The 18571-nt window shown below is 51.9% G+C and carries 16 protein-coding genes; 5 read left to right on the forward strand and 11 right to left on the reverse strand.

The window, feature by feature from the left end; genetic code table 11:
• Positions 1–15 precede the first annotated feature (15 nt).
• The 4 genes from NDA02_RS10560 to NDA02_RS10575 all read right to left on the reverse strand — a co-directional run bounded on the left by NDA02_RS10560 (position 16) and on the right by NDA02_RS10575 (position 4714).
• Positions 16–1326, reverse strand: a complete 1311-nt coding sequence (locus tag NDA02_RS10560) for a hypothetical protein (RefSeq protein WP_190794525.1) — start codon at positions 1324–1326, stop codon at positions 16–18.
• A gap of 322 nt (positions 1327–1648) precedes the next feature.
• On the reverse strand, positions 1649–3436 hold the full coding sequence (gene pyk, locus NDA02_RS10565) for a pyruvate kinase (protein WP_190794524.1): 1788 nt from the start codon (positions 3434–3436) through the stop codon (positions 1649–1651).
• A gap of 224 nt (positions 3437–3660) precedes the next feature.
• Positions 3661–4392, reverse strand: a complete 732-nt coding sequence (locus tag NDA02_RS10570) for a COP23 domain-containing protein (protein WP_190794523.1) — start codon at positions 4390–4392, stop codon at positions 3661–3663.
• An 88-nt stretch (positions 4393–4480) separates the two neighbouring features.
• Entirely contained in the window at positions 4481–4714 is a 234-nt protein-coding gene (locus NDA02_RS10575) for a hypothetical protein (protein ID WP_190794522.1), read from the reverse strand.
• A gap of 260 nt (positions 4715–4974) precedes the next feature.
• Between NDA02_RS10575 and NDA02_RS10580 the strand changes: the two genes are divergently transcribed.
• The 3 genes from NDA02_RS10580 to NDA02_RS10590 all read left to right on the forward strand — a co-directional run bounded on the left by NDA02_RS10580 (position 4975) and on the right by NDA02_RS10590 (position 7612).
• Positions 4975–5616, forward strand: a complete 642-nt coding sequence (locus NDA02_RS10580; RefSeq protein WP_190794521.1) for a DUF1802 family protein — start codon at positions 4975–4977, stop codon at positions 5614–5616.
• Positions 5603–5860, forward strand: coding sequence for a hypothetical protein (locus NDA02_RS10585; RefSeq protein ID WP_190794520.1), 258 nt, complete (start codon positions 5603–5605; stop codon positions 5858–5860). Before NDA02_RS10580 ends, NDA02_RS10585 begins: the two co-directional genes overlap by 14 nt.
• 756 nt (positions 5861–6616) lie before the next feature.
• Positions 6617–7612, forward strand: a complete 996-nt coding sequence (locus NDA02_RS10590; RefSeq protein ID WP_348255004.1) for an AAA family ATPase — start codon at positions 6617–6619, stop codon at positions 7610–7612.
• A gap of 22 nt (positions 7613–7634) precedes the next feature.
• Here the strand turns inward: NDA02_RS10590 and NDA02_RS10595 are convergent, their stop codons facing one another.
• The 4 genes from NDA02_RS10595 to NDA02_RS10610 all read right to left on the reverse strand — a co-directional run bounded on the left by NDA02_RS10595 (position 7635) and on the right by NDA02_RS10610 (position 12739).
• Positions 7635–8810: a benzoate/H(+) symporter BenE family transporter gene (locus tag NDA02_RS10595; protein WP_190792197.1), complete on the reverse strand. Its 1176-nt coding sequence runs from the start codon at positions 8808–8810 to the stop codon at positions 7635–7637.
• A gap of 50 nt (positions 8811–8860) precedes the next feature.
• The gene (locus NDA02_RS10600; RefSeq protein ID WP_348254932.1) at positions 8861–9709 is read right to left on the reverse strand and encodes an AraC family transcriptional regulator; all 849 of its coding nucleotides are present in this window, start codon (positions 9707–9709) and stop codon (positions 8861–8863) included.
• Between the two features lie 169 nt (positions 9710–9878).
• Positions 9879–11807 (reverse strand): sulfite reductase, ferredoxin dependent, encoded by a 1929-nt coding sequence (sir, locus tag NDA02_RS10605; protein WP_348254934.1) that lies wholly within the window; start codon positions 11805–11807, stop codon positions 9879–9881.
• Positions 11808–12112: 305 nt separating this feature from the next.
• Positions 12113–12739, reverse strand: a complete 627-nt coding sequence (locus NDA02_RS10610; RefSeq protein WP_347277882.1) for a DNA-3-methyladenine glycosylase — start codon at positions 12737–12739, stop codon at positions 12113–12115.
• A gap of 681 nt (positions 12740–13420) precedes the next feature.
• On the opposite strand from NDA02_RS10610, the gene NDA02_RS10615 reads away from it, so the two are divergent.
• The gene (locus NDA02_RS10615) at positions 13421–15103 is read left to right on the forward strand and encodes an MBL fold metallo-hydrolase (protein WP_347277881.1); all 1683 of its coding nucleotides are present in this window, start codon (positions 13421–13423) and stop codon (positions 15101–15103) included.
• A gap of 151 nt (positions 15104–15254) precedes the next feature.
• On the opposite strand, the gene moeB is transcribed toward NDA02_RS10615, so the two are convergent.
• Both moeB and NDA02_RS10625 read right to left on the reverse strand, forming a co-directional pair.
• A complete protein-coding gene (gene moeB, locus NDA02_RS10620; protein WP_190792195.1) occupies positions 15255–16427 on the reverse strand; it encodes a molybdopterin-synthase adenylyltransferase MoeB in 1173 nt (390 codons plus the stop codon).
• A 219-nt stretch (positions 16428–16646) separates the two neighbouring features.
• The gene (locus NDA02_RS10625; RefSeq protein ID WP_190792194.1) at positions 16647–16793 is read right to left on the reverse strand and encodes a hypothetical protein; all 147 of its coding nucleotides are present in this window, start codon (positions 16791–16793) and stop codon (positions 16647–16649) included.
• Between the two features lie 246 nt (positions 16794–17039).
• Here NDA02_RS10625 and NDA02_RS10630 point away from each other — a divergent pair, with 246 nt between their 5' ends.
• Positions 17040–18068 (forward strand): hypothetical protein, encoded by a 1029-nt coding sequence (locus NDA02_RS10630; protein ID WP_190792193.1) that lies wholly within the window; start codon positions 17040–17042, stop codon positions 18066–18068.
• Here the strand turns inward: NDA02_RS10630 and NDA02_RS10635 are convergent.
• On the reverse strand, positions 18037–18549 hold the full coding sequence (locus NDA02_RS10635; protein ID WP_190792192.1) for a Mov34/MPN/PAD-1 family protein: 513 nt from the start codon (positions 18547–18549) through the stop codon (positions 18037–18039). The two genes, NDA02_RS10630 and NDA02_RS10635, sit on opposite strands and share 32 nt — an antisense overlap.
• Positions 18550–18571 lie beyond the last annotated feature (22 nt).

Below are 18571 nucleotides of genomic sequence, written 5' to 3' on the forward strand. Positions count from 1 at the left end.
TGGAGGAAATTGCCGTTAGCTTTTAGCTTTGGGAGAAATTTGGTCTAGCTTGCTTTGGGCGTTTTGAAGCCGGTTCTGCGCTTTCTGGTAGACTGTCGTGCCGTTCTTCACTTTCTCAAGTTCGCGAATAATCCGCTGAAGGCTGACACTGAGCGATCGATTATTTGGGGGTGGGTTCGCCACCAGAATCTCGATTAATGCCTCTGCCTGCTCCAGAGCCTTCACTGAGTCCGCTTCTTGCTGCTTGCGAATCTGAATCTGCTCCAGATTATCCCGATACTGGGCAAGTTTTGTTTGCGCCTGCTGATAGCCTGCTGAATCTTCTGACGAGATTTTGGACAAGCGATCGATCGCCTCCTGCCACAAAGATTCCACCCGCTGCCATTCTTCAACCGGATGAGGTGGGTTTTGACTGGCTTCGGCAGCTCTCCGAGCAAACTGCGCTGCTGCCCCAATTTCACCCTGGCTCTGCAATGTGCTGGACTGCCCAATCACGGCAATAAACTCATTCTGAGCAGCATCAAGCTTTTGCGGAGCAAGTCTGCCTGCTAACGTTTCGGGCGGAATTTGAGCGAACTGCTCGATCGCTTTTTCCCATTGTCCGATCGCGGTTTGCTGAACCAGCAAGTTTTGAGCAGCGGCATATTGTTGTTTCGCGGCAGCGATTTGTTTTTCGGCTTCCAGCAATCTAGTTTCAGCGTTCTTTTCTTGAAACATTTTTGCCTGAAGGCGTCCGACTTCTGCTCTAGCAAGGTTAAATCCGGCGGCACTATAGGCAAAGACATACCAAGAGTTTGCACCCGCGACCTCTCGCCACTCGCTTTCTAACCAGATGGGTAGTCCATCAAGGTTTTTGTTTGCCTGCTCCAGCTTTTCCGATCCCCGGCTCAAATCGGCAAGAGAAGTCGATTGGTCTATTAGTTGTCTTGCTTGCTCAACCTGATTGATCGCGCCTTTAAACTGATTGTCGAACCGGATGTAGCTTGGCAGCAGCAGCAAAGGAGCCGATCGTGCGATCGGACGACGAATTGGAGGATAAGGCAAATTCACTAGCCACACCAACCCCACTGGAATGCTCGCTAGCAGAGCCAGCATGAGTGCGTAACGAGGCAATTGGGAAGCCTTGCGGAGTGGCTGATTTGGCTTTTGCTGTTCGGCTTTGAGCCGCTTTGCTTCTGCTGCCATTTCCGCTTCGATTTCTTTTTCTAAATCTGCTAATGTCTTAGGCTTGCTGCTAGAAGTGGGGGAAGTCGAGGAAGCGGTTTGACCAGAGGAAGTAGGTTTTTTCTGTTTCGAAAAGCGCAGCCTTTTCAGCGGATTCTTCATGGCATCGAGGATTGTGCTTAGGTTTAACTTGCCCAGGTTTAACTTGCCCGTGCTGCTGGCTTAAACATCAGGTTCCAGTTGAGGCCGCTCAATTTCCCTTGCCTGTATCGTTTCCTTGCTGAACTGCGAATTTGCGGTAACTCAAACTCCAGCCAACCTGATGCAAATTACAACCGAGACCTCCAATGAACAAAGAGAGATCGAATCGACCTCTCCTCCCTACTCTGCTATTCAGCAGCCTGACCAATGATCAGGAAATGGCGACATGAAGCAGTTCCCGCTGCGGGACGATCGGCGAAATATCCTGATTGCCACCCCTTGCTTAAACGGTCATTGCCACATCGGTTTGAGCAAAATTCATCATGCCAGAGTAGACCAAGCCGCGCTGCAAATCGAGGGTGAGAATCGTGCCGTCTCGGATGACCTCGGTTGCATTTTTCATGCCGACGATCACCGGGATTCCCAGCCGCAAGCCAATCACCGCTGCATGGCTAGTCAGGCTATCTTCTTCGGTCACAATTCCCGCTGCTTTGCGAATCGCTTCGACATAATCTGCATTGGTCTTTGGAACGACCAGAATTTCGCCCGAATTAAAGCTGCTTAGCTCCCGACCGTTCTGCACCACTCTGGCACAACCGCTTACTGATCCCTGACCAATGCCCACGCCTTTGCCCAGCACTGCCGTTACAACATCTACCTTGATCAGGTCTGTCGAGCCTGCCACACCTTGCAGCGTTCCTGCGGTCAGCACGACCAGATCGCCCTCTCGCAGCAAATTCTTTTCCTGAGCTACGTTAATTGCTGCCTGGAAGGTCTGACCCGTTGAAGGCAAATCCAGCACCAGGAGCGGACGCACACCCCATACGAGCTGAAGCTGTCGTGCGACATCGACATGGGGCGTTACTGCCAGGATCGGCTTATTGGGGCGAAATTTAGAAACGTTGCGGGCAGTGGCTCCGGTCTTGGTCAGAGTCATAATCGCGGCTGCCTGAAGCTGCTCAGCAATTCTTCCGACCGCCTGACTAATTGCGTTGGGGATCGATCGCCCCGCCATAATGTCAAAGCTGCGGTTTGGAGACTGATCCTGTTCGATTCGCATAGCGATTCTTGCCATCGTTTCGACTGCCATTACCGGATATTTGCCCACGGCAGTTTCGTTCGACAGCATTACCGCATCAGTTCCATCAAGGATGGCGTTTGCCACGTCGGAAATCTCGGCACGAGTCGGACGCGGATTGTTCACCATGCTGTCGAGCATTTGCGTTGCTGTAATCACCGGAATGCCCAGCCGATTAGAAGTTGCAATCAGCCGCTTTTGCAGCAGGGGCACTTCTTCCGCAGGCAGTTCCACGCCCAGATCGCCCCGTGCTACCATCACGCCATCGCAAAGCGAGAGAATTGCCTCCATTTGCTCGATCGCCTCATGCTTCTCGATCTTGGCGATCACCGGAACATTTTTACCCGCACTGGAAATCATCTCTTTGATCTCCAGCACATCCTGCGGATTTCGCACAAAGCTGAGCGCAACCCAATCTACACCCTGATCCAGCCCAAACATCAAATCTTCTCTGTCTTTGTCCGTCATTGCCCGGATCGACAGATAAACGCCGGGGAAATTAACTCCTTTGCTGTTCGATAACGGTCCACCGACAACAACGCGACAGTGCAATTCCTTGTTGACGCGATCGACCTTCTCCACCCGCATCTCCACGCGCCCATCGTCCAGCAAAATCGTTGCGCCTTCGGGGACTTCTTCCGCCAGCGGCCCATAGGTGACAGAACTAATTTCCTGGGTTCCCGGCAGCTTGCGGCTCGTCAGGATAAAGGGGTCGCCTTTCTCAAGCGTAATGGAGCCGTTTTCAAACTTACCCAGACGGATTTTCGGTCCCTGAAGGTCTTGCAAAATGCCAACGGGCTGATTCAGTTCAAACGAAATTTGCCGAATCAGACGAATGCTGCGCTGGTGGTCTTCGTGCGTCCCGTGGGAGAAGTTGAGCCGCAGTGTGGTTGCTCCCGCCTGAATCAATTCGCGTAAAACCTCTGGACTGCTTGTGGCAGGACCGATCGTTGCCACAATTTTGGTGCGATGAAGCGAATGGTGTGGTTGCATGAACGTTGATTTGGGCGATGAAAATTAGGCGGTGAAACGAAGGACACTCCTCTCGGAGCGGCAAAAGGGATAGTATCACGTTTAGGGAATGCGTTAACAGCAGTCTATCGGGTTCGCAGCAACAAGCAACACAAATTTGAGGAAATCCTCGAATTTTGAAGATTTCCTCACATTGGTTTCCTTACATTAGTTTCCTCTCATTAAGAGGGGGACTGGCGCAGCAGTTAACGCAGGCGAGTTCCCGTGCCTCCATCGGCGGGATCAAGGAATGGACGCAGATTTATCCCGCTGCGGCTGCTGCTTCGGGTTCTGGTTCCAGTTCCGGTCAGCGAAGAAAGGTCTAAGCCCACTGCCTGCCCAATCTGGTTCAGCAGCGACCCAGCACCGTCTCCCCTGTAGGTTGACACGGCAGCGGTATTTTGTCCGCCATCGGCTGTGCTGAGGTTGGCAAACACACGATCGCGGGTCGAGATCGGGTCTTGTCCTTCAGGAACCGTCAACACAATCCGGCAGCCCGGAACCTGCTCAGTCGTAACGCAAACCGTGTTATAGCCGTTTTCAACTGCCGTTTGCAGTTCCAGCAGCCCATCGGGACGGTAAAACTCCAGGCGACGGCTGATTTCCTGACAGCGACGATCGGCACTCCAGCCTCCGCCCATTTGTCCTGGTGCTGCCCAGGGATAGGCTTCTCCGGGCTGGCTCTGGGGGTTATACATGACCGTGTATTGCCCGTTCATCATCTGACAGGTGAAGCGGGTATCAGTGGTGGGGGTTGTCGTTGGGGAGGGCGAGGTCGTGGGGGGAGCCGACTGAATTTGAGCCACTAGCAAGCGATCGGGCTGCACACTCTCAGCCTGAGCAGGCACAGATCCATAACCAGACAGCACGGCGATCGTACTGATGCATACCGTTTGAACAAAATGGCGACGCTTCGGGTTAAACCAAACTCCTGGCATAGGAAACTCCTCTTTAGTAATTCAGTCAGAAGTAAATGAAATGCGAATCGAGCGACAGGGATAATCCTTTTTAACTCCTGATGTCGCCTCACCGCGACTGCGAATAATGCAGATGCGATCGGCTTGCGTCGCTAAGGTTCTTGAGATCGCTCATGGTAGAGTGCGACGTATTTTCGCTGTTAAGAGTGCCCACACTTGGCGATCGCTGGAAACAAATTTCAACAAAATATAGAATCTGAGCGGCTTTGGCGGATGAGGGGGGTGAGCAGGCGATCGCCAACCCTACTAACCAGCCTTCTATCACAGCCGGTTCGATTTGCACTCATCAGCAAGAGTTATGTCGTTCGATAGAATTTAGGTAAACCTTTATGACGGAACCTCGACGTATTTTGTTACGATGTTTACTGGAAAAGGGCAGCCTTAAGTTGTAGTTGCTCTTACCCGCCTGCCGCATTGGGAACGCGCAGAACGGGGTTTCTTCCACTGAGAAAACGACATTTATTTTAGACTGGCAGGGAAAGCCAGTCTTTTTTGCATTTTGGCTTCAACTTTAATTTCTTTCAACTCGCTCTCCCCGAAACGATGATTTCTCCCTTTACTGCTGCGCTTAAAGAATGGGCAGTTGCTGTTGATGCCCTCACTGCTGGAAGAACAATCGTCCTGCTTCGCAAAGGTGGGATTCGAGAACCGGGTGGCAAGTTTAAGATCGCCGATTCCCCCTTCTGGCTGTATCCCACCTATGAACATCAAAAGCCCCATTTACTCAAGCCGGGGTACGCAAATCGAGTCACGCCCGTCCCTTCGGGTTGGCATCCGGAGACGGTTAGGATTTCTGCGTGGGCTGAGATCACTGATCGCTTCGAGGTGAGTGATGCTGCGATCGTCGAAGCTCTGCTGCCCCTGCATATTTGGAATGAAGCCTTTGTAACGGAACGCCTGAAATGGAAGCCGCGTTTACCCCTATCGGTGCTGTTGCTGCGCGTTCACAGATTGCCGCAAGCGGTTGAAATTCCTTATTTGACTGAATATGGCGGCTGTAAATCGTGGATTAATTTGGCAGAAAGCTTATCTCCTGATGGAGCTCGTCCGGTTCTCGCGAATGCCGATTATCAGCAGCAGGTCGATGCGGTTCGGGCGGTGGCTTCGCAGTTCCCGGAAGGGGAAATCGCTGTGCCTGCAATCCCTCAAGACGAAAAGACAGGAGCAAGCAATGTCATCGTTTGAGCAGCGCATTTTTAGCAGAAGTTCGTTTTTTCCAGATGAAATTGTCGAGTTGCGTCAGGTCTGTTTCACTCCGGCTCGGGTTTTCACTCCCGGCAAATACATTGCGGGTCAACTACCTGATATCGCGTTTGAGCTGGGCTTGGTTGATCATTTGCCGCCTGTTAAAGGTAAAAGTGAAGAAGTTCAGCCTCCTAATCAACCTTTGAGGAAAAGGGCAGAAGGGGAATCAGGGGAGCCGGGATAATCGGGGGGATGGGTCGATCGATAGACGGTAGAGACAAAGTATTTGCGGTAATGTTTTTTGCAGGAAGTAAAAGTTCCTGGTGCAAATGCTTGCCTCTTAGAAAGGTTGTTTGAAAAGCAGTAATCCTTCCGAACTGCCCCTTTGTTTCCTAATCCTGGGGGAAACCGCGCCAGGTTATTCTGACTCTCAAAGTTTCCCAAAATTAGGGATTTAGGGGACAATGTGGCACCTCTGCGACTGCTCAAACAGCCTCTGAAAGGTGTTTTGGTAACTGAATGGGAAAAGAAGTGAGAAGAGGAGTTTTCTGTGAATTCTAGTCTTGTTAAAAAAGAGGCAAATCTGCTGCACAAAGCCCTGATACCCCTCCTATCGATCGATGCCGGATTCACAGAGCTCATTCTGGTTGACATTGCCAAAATTATTCAAATTTGCGGGCGCAGCAATGGCGAACTGCGATCGACCGAACTGCTTGCTTATCTGGTGCTATACGCGCTGCTGAAGGAAGATGGCGAAAAGCTATATGCGGCTTTAAACCGATGGGATGTGACAGACGATCGCATCAAATATCAAAAAATTACGCTGCAAATCATGCTGAACCTGACGCAGGGACAGCCCGAAGATCGCCTGATGCTGCCTTCTGTTTTGAACCGATTAGACGAAGAAAAAAATACCCATTACCTCGACTCAATTACCAACGCAATTTATAAATTTGCTCAGACGATTGTAAAAGCTGATGACGCTATTTCGTTAGCAGAAATGGAAGCCCTCTCGCAGGTCTGGCAAATGCTTCATACTTATCAGAAGCTCGATCGCTATCAGGACGGTTTTCCTGCAACTAAAACGGCTGAATCAGCCGGGGAAGATGGAGTAAAGCCAGATGAATCTGCATCAGAAGATCCAGCCCGGCTTCTCGAGAAAACGCTAACAGAACTGCAAGAATTAGTCGGTTTAGCCAACATCAAAGAAGAAGTTCAAACGCTCACAAATTTCCTGAAGGTGCAAAAGGTGCGAGCCGAACGCGGACTGGCACAAACCTCGGTTTCGCTGCACTGTGTTTTCTGCGGTCCACCGGGAACGGGCAAAACCACGGTGGCGCGATTAATGGGCAAGATTTTTCGCGGCTTGGGTTTTTTGAAGAAAGGCGAGCTCATCGAAACCGATCGCTCTGGAATGGTGGCAGGCTACGTCGGTCAAACAGCAAAAAAAGTGGATGATTTAATTAATTCTGCGCTGGATGGCGTCCTATTTATTGACGAAGCATACGCGTTGGTTCCTGAAGAATCAGGACGAGATTTTGGGCAAGAAGCGATCGATATTTTGCTCAAACGAATGGAAGATTACCGCGATCGAATGGTTGTGATTGTTGCTGGATACACCGATGAAATGACCCACTTTATTGGATCAAATCCAGGTTTAGAATCTCGGTTTAACCGTTATTTTTACTTCAAAGACTACACGCCCGAAGAACTGCTGGCAATCTACGAGAAAATGGGCGAAAAAAGCCACTTTAAACTGACTCCGACTGCCCGTGAAAAACTGCATCAGCTATTAGAAAATCTGTACGTTAACCGCGATCGAAACTTTGGAAACGGTCGTCTGATCAGAAATTTATTTGAAAAGACGATCGAGCGGCAGGCAAATCGCTTAGCAGTGTTGTCTAACTTTACCAACGAGATACTAATGACGATCGAACCCGATGATATTCCGACGCAGTTTGAAAGCGATCGAATGAGTATTACAAATCAGGCTTAAGCGGTTGTTTGAACAGTTGGCACTAGCGTTTTGCTTGCAGAATGACGATCGCGAGTCCGCCTGCGGCAAGTCCCCAGAAAGCGGAGCTAACACCAAGTAAGCTAATGCCCGATGCGGTCACGAGAAAGGTAATCAGGGCAGGTTCTCGGTGTTTCTCATTAGTCAGCGCGACGGCTAAGCTATTGCCGATCGTTCCCAGCAGAGCTAGCCCTGCGATCGCTAAAACCAACTCCTTGGGAAAGGCAGCAAAAACCGCACTTACTGTTCCACCCAATAGTCCAATCAGTGCGTAAAAGACTCCGGCAGCAACAGCGGCAATATATCGTTTTGAGGAGTCTTCGTGCGCTTCGCGTCCCAAGCAAATCGCGGCAGAAATGGCTGCCAGATTGATTGCATAGCCGCCAAAAGGCGCAAGAACCAGCGTTGCAGCTCCCGTCCAGCCAATCAGCGGCGAAATGGGAACCTGATAGCCAGAGGCACGGATCACGGCAACACCCGGAACATTTTGCGATGCCATTGTAATGACAAACAAAGGCAGGGCAACCCCAACCAAAGCGGCGATCGACCATTGAGGCGAAGTGAAAATTGGCTGACCGAACTGCAACTGAATGGTTTCAAAGTGCATTAATCCCTGGAGGCTAGCGATCGCCGTCCCGACCAGTAGAGCTACAATCACGGCATAGCGAGGCAGCAGGCGACGAGCCAGGAGGTAGGCGCAAAACATGGCAAAGCTCATGAGAAATCGCGTCTGCATCACAGTAAAGATCTCTAGCCCGAAGCGCAACAGAATTCCTGCCAGCATTCCAGAGGCGATCGACACCGGAATCCGATTCATCGCACGTTCAAACCAGCCGCTAAAGCCGCAGAGCGTCATCAGCACTGCCGAAATCAGAAAAGCTCCGACTGCTTCTGCCATTGGAATTCCGGCGGCTGCGGTCGTTAACATGGCGGCTCCCGGAGTAGACCAGGCGGTCGCGATCGGCACTTTGTAGCGCAGTGATAGCCCGATAGAGGTGATGCCCATGCCTAACCCTAGAGCCAGCATCCAGGAGCCAATCTCTGCCTCAGATGCACCCAGGGTTTGCGCTGCCTGAAACACAATCACCGCAGAACTCGTAAACCCGACTAATACCGTCACAAATCCAGCGACGATCGCCGAAAAAGAGAGGTCGTTGAAAAAGCTTTTTGCAGAAACCATTGCCCAAATCCCGTCGCTTAATCCCGCCCTTAAGCTACCAGTGCTGCGGCTCAGTTCTCTTGGACAAAATTGCTCTTGCGGTACTGTCCCGGCGTGATGCCAAAGGTTTGTTTGAAACTGCGGTTCAGGTGGCTCTGGTCATAAAAACCGCTTTCTAGCGCAATCTCAGCCAGAGGCTTCCCACTGCGGAGCGATCGCTTTGCCTGCATGAGCTGCCAGTGCTTCTGATAGGCGTGGGGCGGCAAGCCCACCTGCTGCTGAAAACTGCGAATTAAGTAATAGGGACTTAACCCGACGAGATTAGCTAAAGTGTCGATCGAAACGGATTCAGCATAATGCGCTTCCAGGTATGCCCGGACTTGAGCAACGGCTTTTGATTCGGGCTGAGGCAGAGAAATTCGATCGCGGCAGGACGCATAACGTAGAAAAAGCTGAGACAAAGCTTTGAGTAAAAGGGACTGCTGTTCAAGCAGAGAAGCAGGTTGGCTCAGGGCATGAAACAATTGGTAAAATATGGTTTGCAGCGATCGATCCGCCACTACCGGTTCACGAAATGCAGGCATTTGTCCCTGCCATTCAAGCTGTGTCAGCACCGTTTCGACGATCGACAGGCTGAGGTACAGATCACAAAAGCTCCAGTGAGTTTGGGGCAGCACTGCTCCGGTATGCACAGTGCCCGGATTGATCAAATGAAAACTGCCGGGCGAGGCGATATAGGTTTGGCCTCCATGCTGAAAGCAGCCCTGACCGCTGAGGTTCATGCCGATCGTATAAGACTCATGAAAGTGTTTGCCAAAGCGATGGCGAGACAAGTGAGCGTGATACAGCTCAATTCCAGGAATACTTGATTCCCAGAGTCTGGCGAATTCTCGGTTTGGATGCTGGTCAGAATTCATCATTCATCTTGCCCCGCTCGCACTGTCCAACAACAAACCCCAACAACAAACTTCCCCCCAATTCTGAGAGGAAGCTGAATTTTAGCGAATTATCCTCAAGCGTTCATTGGATTAGGAGCGCATCACCCCCGGCAATCGAAGAAGATCCGTTACGCTGCGCTAATTCATCCTACTAAAGCAATCCGTTCAGGTATGCCTCGATCGCTGCATTGACCAGTTCCGTCATTGGTTTGCCCTGCTCGGTTGCCATGTCCTTGAATCGCTGATACAGCTCAGGACGAACCGAAATTCGGTGGCGAGGCTTGCTAGTCGGGGCTATTTTCTCTTCCAGAACGGTGGGATCGTAGGTTGCCGCAAATTGACGCAGCGCCTCAAACCCGACGCGATGGCAGAAATCACCAAAGCTTTCCTCAGGCAGACGCGACTGCTTGAAGTAAATAAACAGCGGCTCCAGCGTCACCTCCAGATCATCGATCGCCATATTGTCCAAATAGGGAGCCGAGAGGCGCGTCTGGTTTGGCTCAGCACCTAGCCAGATTTGATAAGCATTCGGCGACTGACCCACAAAGCCCAGCTCTGCCAGATAAGGACGGGCACAACCGTTCGGGCAGCCTGTCATGCGGGTAACCAAGGATTCCTGCGGTAGTCCAACTTTGTTGAGCAGGGCGCGAATGCGATCGAGGATCGAAGGCATGATTCGCTCGGATTCCGTCACTGCCAGGCCGCAGGTGGGTAGCGCAGGACAAGCCATTGAGTAGCGAACGAGCGGATCAATTTCCGTCTCTTTTTTCACGCCGCAGCGATCGAGAATGCCCTGGATCTCGTCTTTGTTTGCTGGATCGATTTCCGACAGAATGACGTTGTGATTGGGCGTAAGGCGTATCGGCAGCGCAAATTTCTCCTCGATCTCGCGCAGAGCCGTCTTGAGCTGGAAGGAGCCTTCGTCCTTCACGCGCCCGTTTTCGATCGAGATGCCCAAAAACAGCTTGCCATCGCCCTGGTCGTGCCAGCCGAGGTAGTCTTCGTACTTGAACTCAGGCAGCGGTCTGAAGGGCTGAATCGGTTTGCCAAAATAGCCTTCGACCGTTTCGCGGAACTTGTCTACGCCCCAGTCGTGCAGCAGGTATTTCATCCGGGCGTGTCTACGGTTTGCCCGATCACCGTTATCGCGCTGGGTTGCCAGGATCGCCTGCATCAGGTCATAGATATCGTCTTTGTCTACATAGCCGATCGGGTCTGCAGCACGGACGATCGTTTCTTCTTTATTGTGCGTCCGTCCCAGTCCGCCGCCTGCATAAACGTTGAAGCCTTCCAGCTCATCGCGATCGTTAAGGATGACCACCAGGCTCACATCCTGCGAGAACAGATCCACCGAGTTATCGCCCGGAACCGTGATGGCGATTTTGAACTTGCGCGGCATAAAGTACGTGCCGTACAGGGGTTCCTCGTTGTTAGGAATTGTCACTCCTTCACGGGTGCGCTGACGGGCTGCGATTACGTCTGGGTGAGGTTCTGCGGTGATTGCCTTCTCGCCATCCAGCCAAATTTCGTAGTACGCGCCTGTGTGGGGAGCCAGCAAATCGGCGATCCGATCGGCATATTCTTTGGCGTAGACGTAGGCAGGTTTATTCTTGTAGGTGGCAGGCGGAGCCATGACATTGCGGTTAATGTCGCCGCAGGCTCCTAACGTTGATCCCATGTTGCGAATCATCTCTGCCAGCACCGTTTTCAGGTTGCGCTTCAGAATGCCGTGGATCTGGAAGGCCTGGCGGGTAGTGACTCTCAGGGTGTGATTGCCATACTGCTCCGAGAGGCGATCGAGCGTCAGGTAAAGCTGTGAAGGGATAAAACCGCCCGGACTGCGGGTTCGCAGCATAAATTGATAGTCTTTCTCCTGCCCTTTGACCCGCTTGTCGCGGTTGTCCTGCTGATAGGAGCCATGAAACTTGAGGATTTGAATCCCGTCTTCGCTAAAGTGGGTGGTGTCCTGAAGAATTTCTGTAGCGACAGGTTCTCGCAGCGCATGGCTACGCTCTTTAATTCCTTCGACTTTGGAAACTTTGGGTGCAGGAGAAATCGATCGCGGCGGAGTTGTAACCATTGCAATGAGCTAGTAAAGACAGAACAAGTGGCAAGAAAGAGTATTAATCTCGATCGGGAATTTGTAACCTGAGAATTTGCAACCTGGTAATTTATAACTTGGCGATGATGAACTCGCAGGATGGCGGACAGCGTTCGTTTATTCTAGGCTCTGTTTGACTTCATTGTCCTGACCTCATACCCGGTATCCCAATCGGAAATAAGGTGAATTTTGACATCATTACGATTCTAGCATCGCATTGCTGGAGTGAGTTTGTCTGCAGTGTTAGGAAAAGTTTGAGTTTGGTGAGTGAGGGGTAGGTGGCTTTAGCGGCGGGAAACGGCTTTTGAGTGTTTGAGATACCATCGCCAAGGCAGGTCAATGCCTTGAGTTAAGCCGATGCGGGTCGTTTGAACGAATTCGAGCTGACCGGAATCTAGCTGGGTTTGCCAGGCGGGGCTGCGGTGTTCGAGCCAGAGCGGGTTTCCTGGCTGAAGCGGCTGGGCGGTGAGGCTGGTGTCAATCCTGAGGAGGCGGCAGAGTTTTCCAGGTCCAGCGGCGGCGCGGTGAGGTTTGGCGGCATCGGGGGGAGTAATCCATTCCGGCAGTGTGTCAAGCTCCAGGGCACGGAACAAAACCGCGCTTGGTCTGCCTTCTAGATCAGTGACGACATTAAAACAGTGATACATGCCGTAGATGCGATAGACATAGCTCATCCCAGCTTTGCCGAATAGGACGCGGTTGCGATCGGTTTCCCTTCGGTAGGCGTGCATTGCTGGATCGTTGGGCGTGTAGGCTTCGGTTTCCACAATTAATCCCCGATAAATCTGTCCGTCGACAAACTGGCGCACGACAGTACAGCCCAGCAGGTCGGGAGCAACCTCGGTTGCATCACGGGAAAGCCATTCGGGGGCGATCGGGAAACCATCAGCGGATGGGGAAGCAGATAGCACAGGGGAAAACCAGAAGTTGCAGAATAAAAAATAAAGGCCTAACAAAGCACGATCGTAAAGAATATTAGTTCATCCTCGTTACCCCATCGATTTTTGCTCCACAATCGGATAAATTAATTTGGCTTTGATCCAGCAGTGCTGCATTTAGCCTGGTTTGATCCCGAAAGCCGAGAATATCCCTCCTTTGCCCGATCGTCTTTCGTGGATTGGATTCGGTAGAATCTCGATCAATGTCAACCTGCATTGTCAACCCGTCAACGTCAAAAACTAAAGGAGTGTGATTGCAACGATGGATGTCAAACTGATCTTATTGGCCCTGACCCCGGTTTTTATTGTGGCTTGCCTCTTCTTCGGCACGAGAAACGGCTTTTACGATACCGATAACTACCACGGAAATGGCTCTGCCCACTAACTCCTCAGTTGTCCGCTAAGGCACAATTAAATTCAGAATAAATTTAGAATAAAGTCAGGATTAATCCAGGCACGATCGGCGATGCCGCTCCGGTTTGCAGAGGCTTCACAGCCCTTTGAAAGGAGAGCAGGGATCGATCGGGTTTTTCCTAACTTTCACTTCTCCGGCATTGCGATAGATCCGGTTTGAGAGCATTATTCTCGTTTGCCCTTCGGGAAACTGCTTTGATCTCTTGCTGATGCTGCTACTGGTTACACGGAATCGCTGCTGTGGTCGAACTGGAATGCTTACCTTATGGAGCGGGTCAACAGGAAGAAGGGGTTGGTCTGCTGGTGCGAATGGGGTCGCATCGGATTCTGCTGGATTGCGGGTTAACAAATCTCGCGCCGCTGCTCCGTAATGCAGGTCAAAAACCGCCTGCTGATCTAGTGATTTGTACCCATGCCCATCCTGATCATGCCAGAGGGCTACTCGAACTGCATCGGGCGTTTCCTCAGATGCCGATTTATGCCAGTGAGGTAACGACACAGCTCCTACCGCTGAACTGGCTCGACCAGCCGGAAGTTTCTGCTTTTTGCCACGCCCTGCCCTGGCGATCGCCCGTTGAGTTTCGGGAAGGACTCAGTGCAGAGCTGGTTCCAGCAGGTCATCTGCCCGGGGCTGCTGCTATTTTGCTCACCCACACCACCCCAGAGCGATCGTATACGCTGTTTTACACCGGGGATTGCTTACTGTCGAATTCTCGTTTGGTAGATGGCCTGCCGCTGGAAGAGCTGCGCGGACTCAAGCCCGATGTGCTGATTATGGAAGGCAGCTATGGCACAGCCCGCTATCCCCACCGCAGACAGCAGGAAAACCAGCTTGCTGAACGGATTCATCACGCGATCGGCGAGGGTCAGTCGGTGCTGCTGCCGACTCCAACCCTGGGGCTGGGGCAGGAAATCTTGATGCTGCTGCGGAGCCATCATCACTTCACCGGACGCGATGTGGATATCTGGGTGGCGGGAAGCGTGGCACTGGGCTGCAATGCCTATCTGGAAATGCTGTCTCACTTTCCCAGTTCAGTGCAAAATTTTGCCCGGCATCAGCCCCTATTTTGGGATGAGCGTATTCGTCCTCGCGTGCGGCATTTGCACCTGAAGCAGAACGGTAAAAACGGGGGCAATAATGGCAACGGCAGTGCAGCCATGAATCGGTTTCCCTGCATTGTGTTGACCGACCAGGAAGCAGATCTGAGCGATTACTGCCTGCCCGATAGCGGTCCCTGGCTGCTGCTGGTTCCGCAACAGTTTGGGCGATCGGCGATCGACCCGGCTCTGCTGCAAATGCTGGAAGATTCGCCGACCCTAAATCGGTTGCTGCAAAGCGGACAATTATCGATCGAGTCTTATTTTCTGGGCGACCACTGCGACGGAACCGGAACCACTCAGCTCATTCATAATCTGCGCCCGCAGCACGTTATCTTTGTGCATGGTTCTCCGGCGTATCTTAGTGATTTAACCAGTCTGGAAGAACTGCAAAATCGCTATCATCTGCACACGCCTGCTGCCGGAATCCGAGTCGACCTGCCGATCGGTGAAACCTTTATTCAGCCTGCTGCCCCCGATGCCCGCTATGAAGGTGAACTTTCAGCTCAGGAAACGGCAGTCACGATCGTCGTACCCGCAGCCATTACCTCCGATCCCCGCTGGCAAAACTTTGCTGATACCGGGCTGATCGAGGCACGCTGGCAGGGCGAAGAACTGATTCTACGCGGACTGCATCAGCGTGAGCTATTGCATCAAAGCAGTGAGTCCAGCTTGCCCACCGATGTTGAATGCTGCGCAAACTGCCTTCACTTTCGGGGACAGCGATGCTGGAATCAGGCCTCGCCTTTATTTGGCTTTAAGGTAACGCCTGAGGGCTACTGTCCGGCGTTTGAGCCAGTTCCCGTGCGGCTGGACGATCGCTAGGGTCGATCGAGTTAAGCCTTTAGGAATCTATCGCTTCACCCCAACCGAATATCAGCTTCAAATCGGCGAACTGTAGCCCCTAAACCACTAAAAATCGGGCAACCCAGCCGGATTACCCGATGCACAATTGGCTTAAACGCCTGAGTTCTGTTTAATACTGCGGAACAGACGGATCGATTTCCTGACTCCAAGCATTGATCCCGCCTTTAACGTTGATGCCGTCAATGCCAGACTGCTTCAAAACACCGATCGCTTTAGCCGATCGCCCGCCCATCTTACAATGAACAATCAGCTTGTGCCCATTGACGAGTTCCCGCACTTTTTCAACGCCGCCACCCTCTTCGATATCTGGTAGAGGAACCAGCACCGAGCCGGGAATCTTGGCAATGTCGTACTCGTTCGGATTGCGAACATCGAGCAGCACATAATCCGATGCGCCGCTATCGAGGATTTCTTTGAGCTGCTGAACGGTAATTTCTTCCATGGCTGCCTGTTGCTGTGCTTCTGCTGCTTTTGCTTGAGGAATGCCGCAAAACTCTTCGTAGTCAATCAGCTTCTCGATCACGGGACGAACCGGATTCGGGCGCAGTTTCAGTTCACGGAAGGTCATGTTTAGCGCATTGTAGAGCAGCAGCCGACCGCTCAGCGTTTGCCCCACGCCCATAATGATTTTCACCGTTTCCGTCGCCTGAACTACCCCAATCAGTCCGGGGAGAATGCCCAGCACACCACCCTCAGCGCAAGAGGGAACCAGTCCGGGTGGCGGCGGTTCGGGATAGAGGTCGCGATAGTTCGGTCCATCCTGATAGTTAAAGACCGTTGCTTGCCCTTCAAACCGGAAAATTGAGCCGTAGACGTTGGGCTTACCCGCCAGCACACAGGCATCGTTCACCAGATAGCGCGTCGGGAAGTTGTCTGTGCCGTCTACCACCACATCGTAGGGTTCGATAATGCCCAGCGCGTTTTCGGCAGAGAGACGAGTTTCGTAGAGGTCAACCTGACAGTAGGGATTGATTTCCAGAATGCGATCTTTTGCAGACTGAATTTTGGGCTTGCCAACCCACGATGTGCCGTGGATCACCTGCCGTTGAAGGTTCGAGAAATCGACTACGTCAAAATCAACGATGCCGATTCGCCCAATACCTGCCGCCGCTAAGTAGAGCAACAGTGGAGAGCCGAGTCCGCCTGTGCCGATGCACAGAACACTCGCGGCTTTCAGGCGTTTTTGCCCCTCTAGCCCAACCTCCGGCAGGATCAGGTGACGTGAATAGCGTTCGTAGTCGTCTTTGGTTAATTGAATGTCATCCAGATTCGGATTCAGCATGATACGAGTAACACTGCATGAAGAGATACAAAGGTTTTGAGGGGATTGGGCGTGACTTGCCTTTTTCTATTACAGCAGGTCTGCTGCATTCTCGATCGCATGATGTTAAGAATCAGGATTTCTTTAGGGTTGGAGTGGGGAGTAGATGGGTGGATAGGGGGCAGGGGCAGGGGCGATAAAGGGGGAGGTTTAGAGCGTTTTGTGGGATTGAGCCAGTTTTCACGGATGCTGGGTAGAAATGGCTCGGAGATAATTCGCGTATTCGCCCTGATAACGATCGGTTGCCTGATGTCCCTCGTACCAAAGCCAAGAGTCTCGTTTACCTTGAGTATTGCTGTCATTTCGGGAGTATTTGGAGGGGGTCATGCTGGCTTAGCTCAGCCTGATCCTGCGGCAATTTCGTCTCTGACTGGAGGGCATACTGCTTCTACCGTATCTTCAGCACAGTTTACTTTTGCCCCGTTGTCGCCCTCATGCCCTTTCCCACCCATTCCCTTATCGGAATCGACTGACGAAATAATAAGTTTTTCCCTCTTCGTAAAACCTGCCACATCGGAGCCAGAGCAGGTTCAAAGCTCCCTGCTGGGGGAGAGTTCGGAAAACCAATGGCCGTTGGAAGCCGCAGGAATCAGTCCGGAAATTGTCAGGCTTATCCGCGCAGGGCAGCTTGAAGCGGCATTGGCGTTAGTACCAAAAATTCAGAATCCGTATGAGCGTGAGGCAACTCTAGCAAGTATTAGCGAGGCTTACCTTCAGCGCGGACAATTGCAGCAGGCAGAGACGATCGCGCTTGGTATTCCGGCTCCTTCCTTGCCAGAGGGCGAACTCCACGATGTCGAACCCTACGATGGTGAGTATCCTTTCGGGCGAGATTGGGCAATATCATCGGTCATCACCGCCTACATCAATGCCGGACAGTTAGACTCCGCTTTGGCATTGGTTAATCAGCGAGATGAGGAGGACAGGCTACCTTTTTTGCTTGACATTGCGGAGCATTATCAGGTGCAGGGTCAGCCAGCCAAGGCTTTAGCAGTGCTGGATCTTGCTCTAGCTAACTATCGCAGCGAAGAGGAAGAGAAAACGGAAGAACTCGCCAAATACTCCCTTGAAGCCGCCAATGCCATTCGCTTTACGACTCTTGCTAGGTTTATGGGAATTTATTCGGTGGCAGGAGGAGCGAGACAAGCTGCTGCATTAGCAAACGAACTGGTAACACTCGTTCAGAGCTTTACAAGGCAGACTTTGCTTACCCTATACATATTGCTGGGTACTGCCTACGTTTATGAAGCAGTAAACCAGAAGGAGCAAGCAAATTCTGTTCTTACGTTCGTTCTTCAGAGTACAGAAGCTCTGGAAGAATCGTATGTCAAAGCGATGATTTTATCTGGGGTAGCCAGAGTGTACACAGCCTTGGAAGAGAACGATCGCGCCCAGCAAGTTTTATATCAGGCTCAGGAGCTTGCTGATGCTGTCAGTGAAGCTTCTCAGCAGAGTGTCAGCACGGTGTCACTCATCCCAACCTATCTTGCACTCGGTCAACCTGAGAATGCCTTACGCATTACAGAAGCGATCGAACCCCTTGAATTACGTCAGCAAGTTCAGCAGGCGATTACTTGTGCCCAGGCAAATCCATCTCGGTAATCAGAAGTTCCTCGGGTTGAAACTGATGGGCTGAATCAAGCTGCCAGCCGCGAACGTCCTGTGCTTTACCCTGCTGCACAGAGACAATCACATAAACATATTCCGCCCAAGCCAGAACCCGATCGCATTCTGAAGGCACTGCATGATGATCCGGGTGAGAGTGATAGATACCCAGTACTGTCCAGCCTCGATCGCGGCAATATCTCTGAGCTTTGAGTAAATCTCTGGGATCGATCCAGTAGCGATCGGCTTTTGCGCCTTGTGCAATTTGGGCAGCCGGGATTTGTAGGGCGAGTTCGGCGGTTGCTTCCTTTGTCCAGGCGTTTGGCGTTTCGTAGATTTCGCAAACCTGTTTGTTGCCCAATTTGTTGCCCGATCGATCGCGTTGACCCAGCAGTAATCCGCAGCATTCTTCAGGATAGGTGCGCTCTGCCTGGGTTTGAATCTGGTGTAGCTGGGTTGGGGTCAGGTGCAGTGTCACGGGTTCTTTTCCCTTTATTCCC

Origin of the sequence: Leptolyngbya sp. ST-U4 (assembly GCF_039962215.1) — a bacterium.
Classification (GTDB): domain Bacteria; phylum Cyanobacteriota; class Cyanobacteriia; order Elainellales; family Elainellaceae; genus Leptolyngbya_A.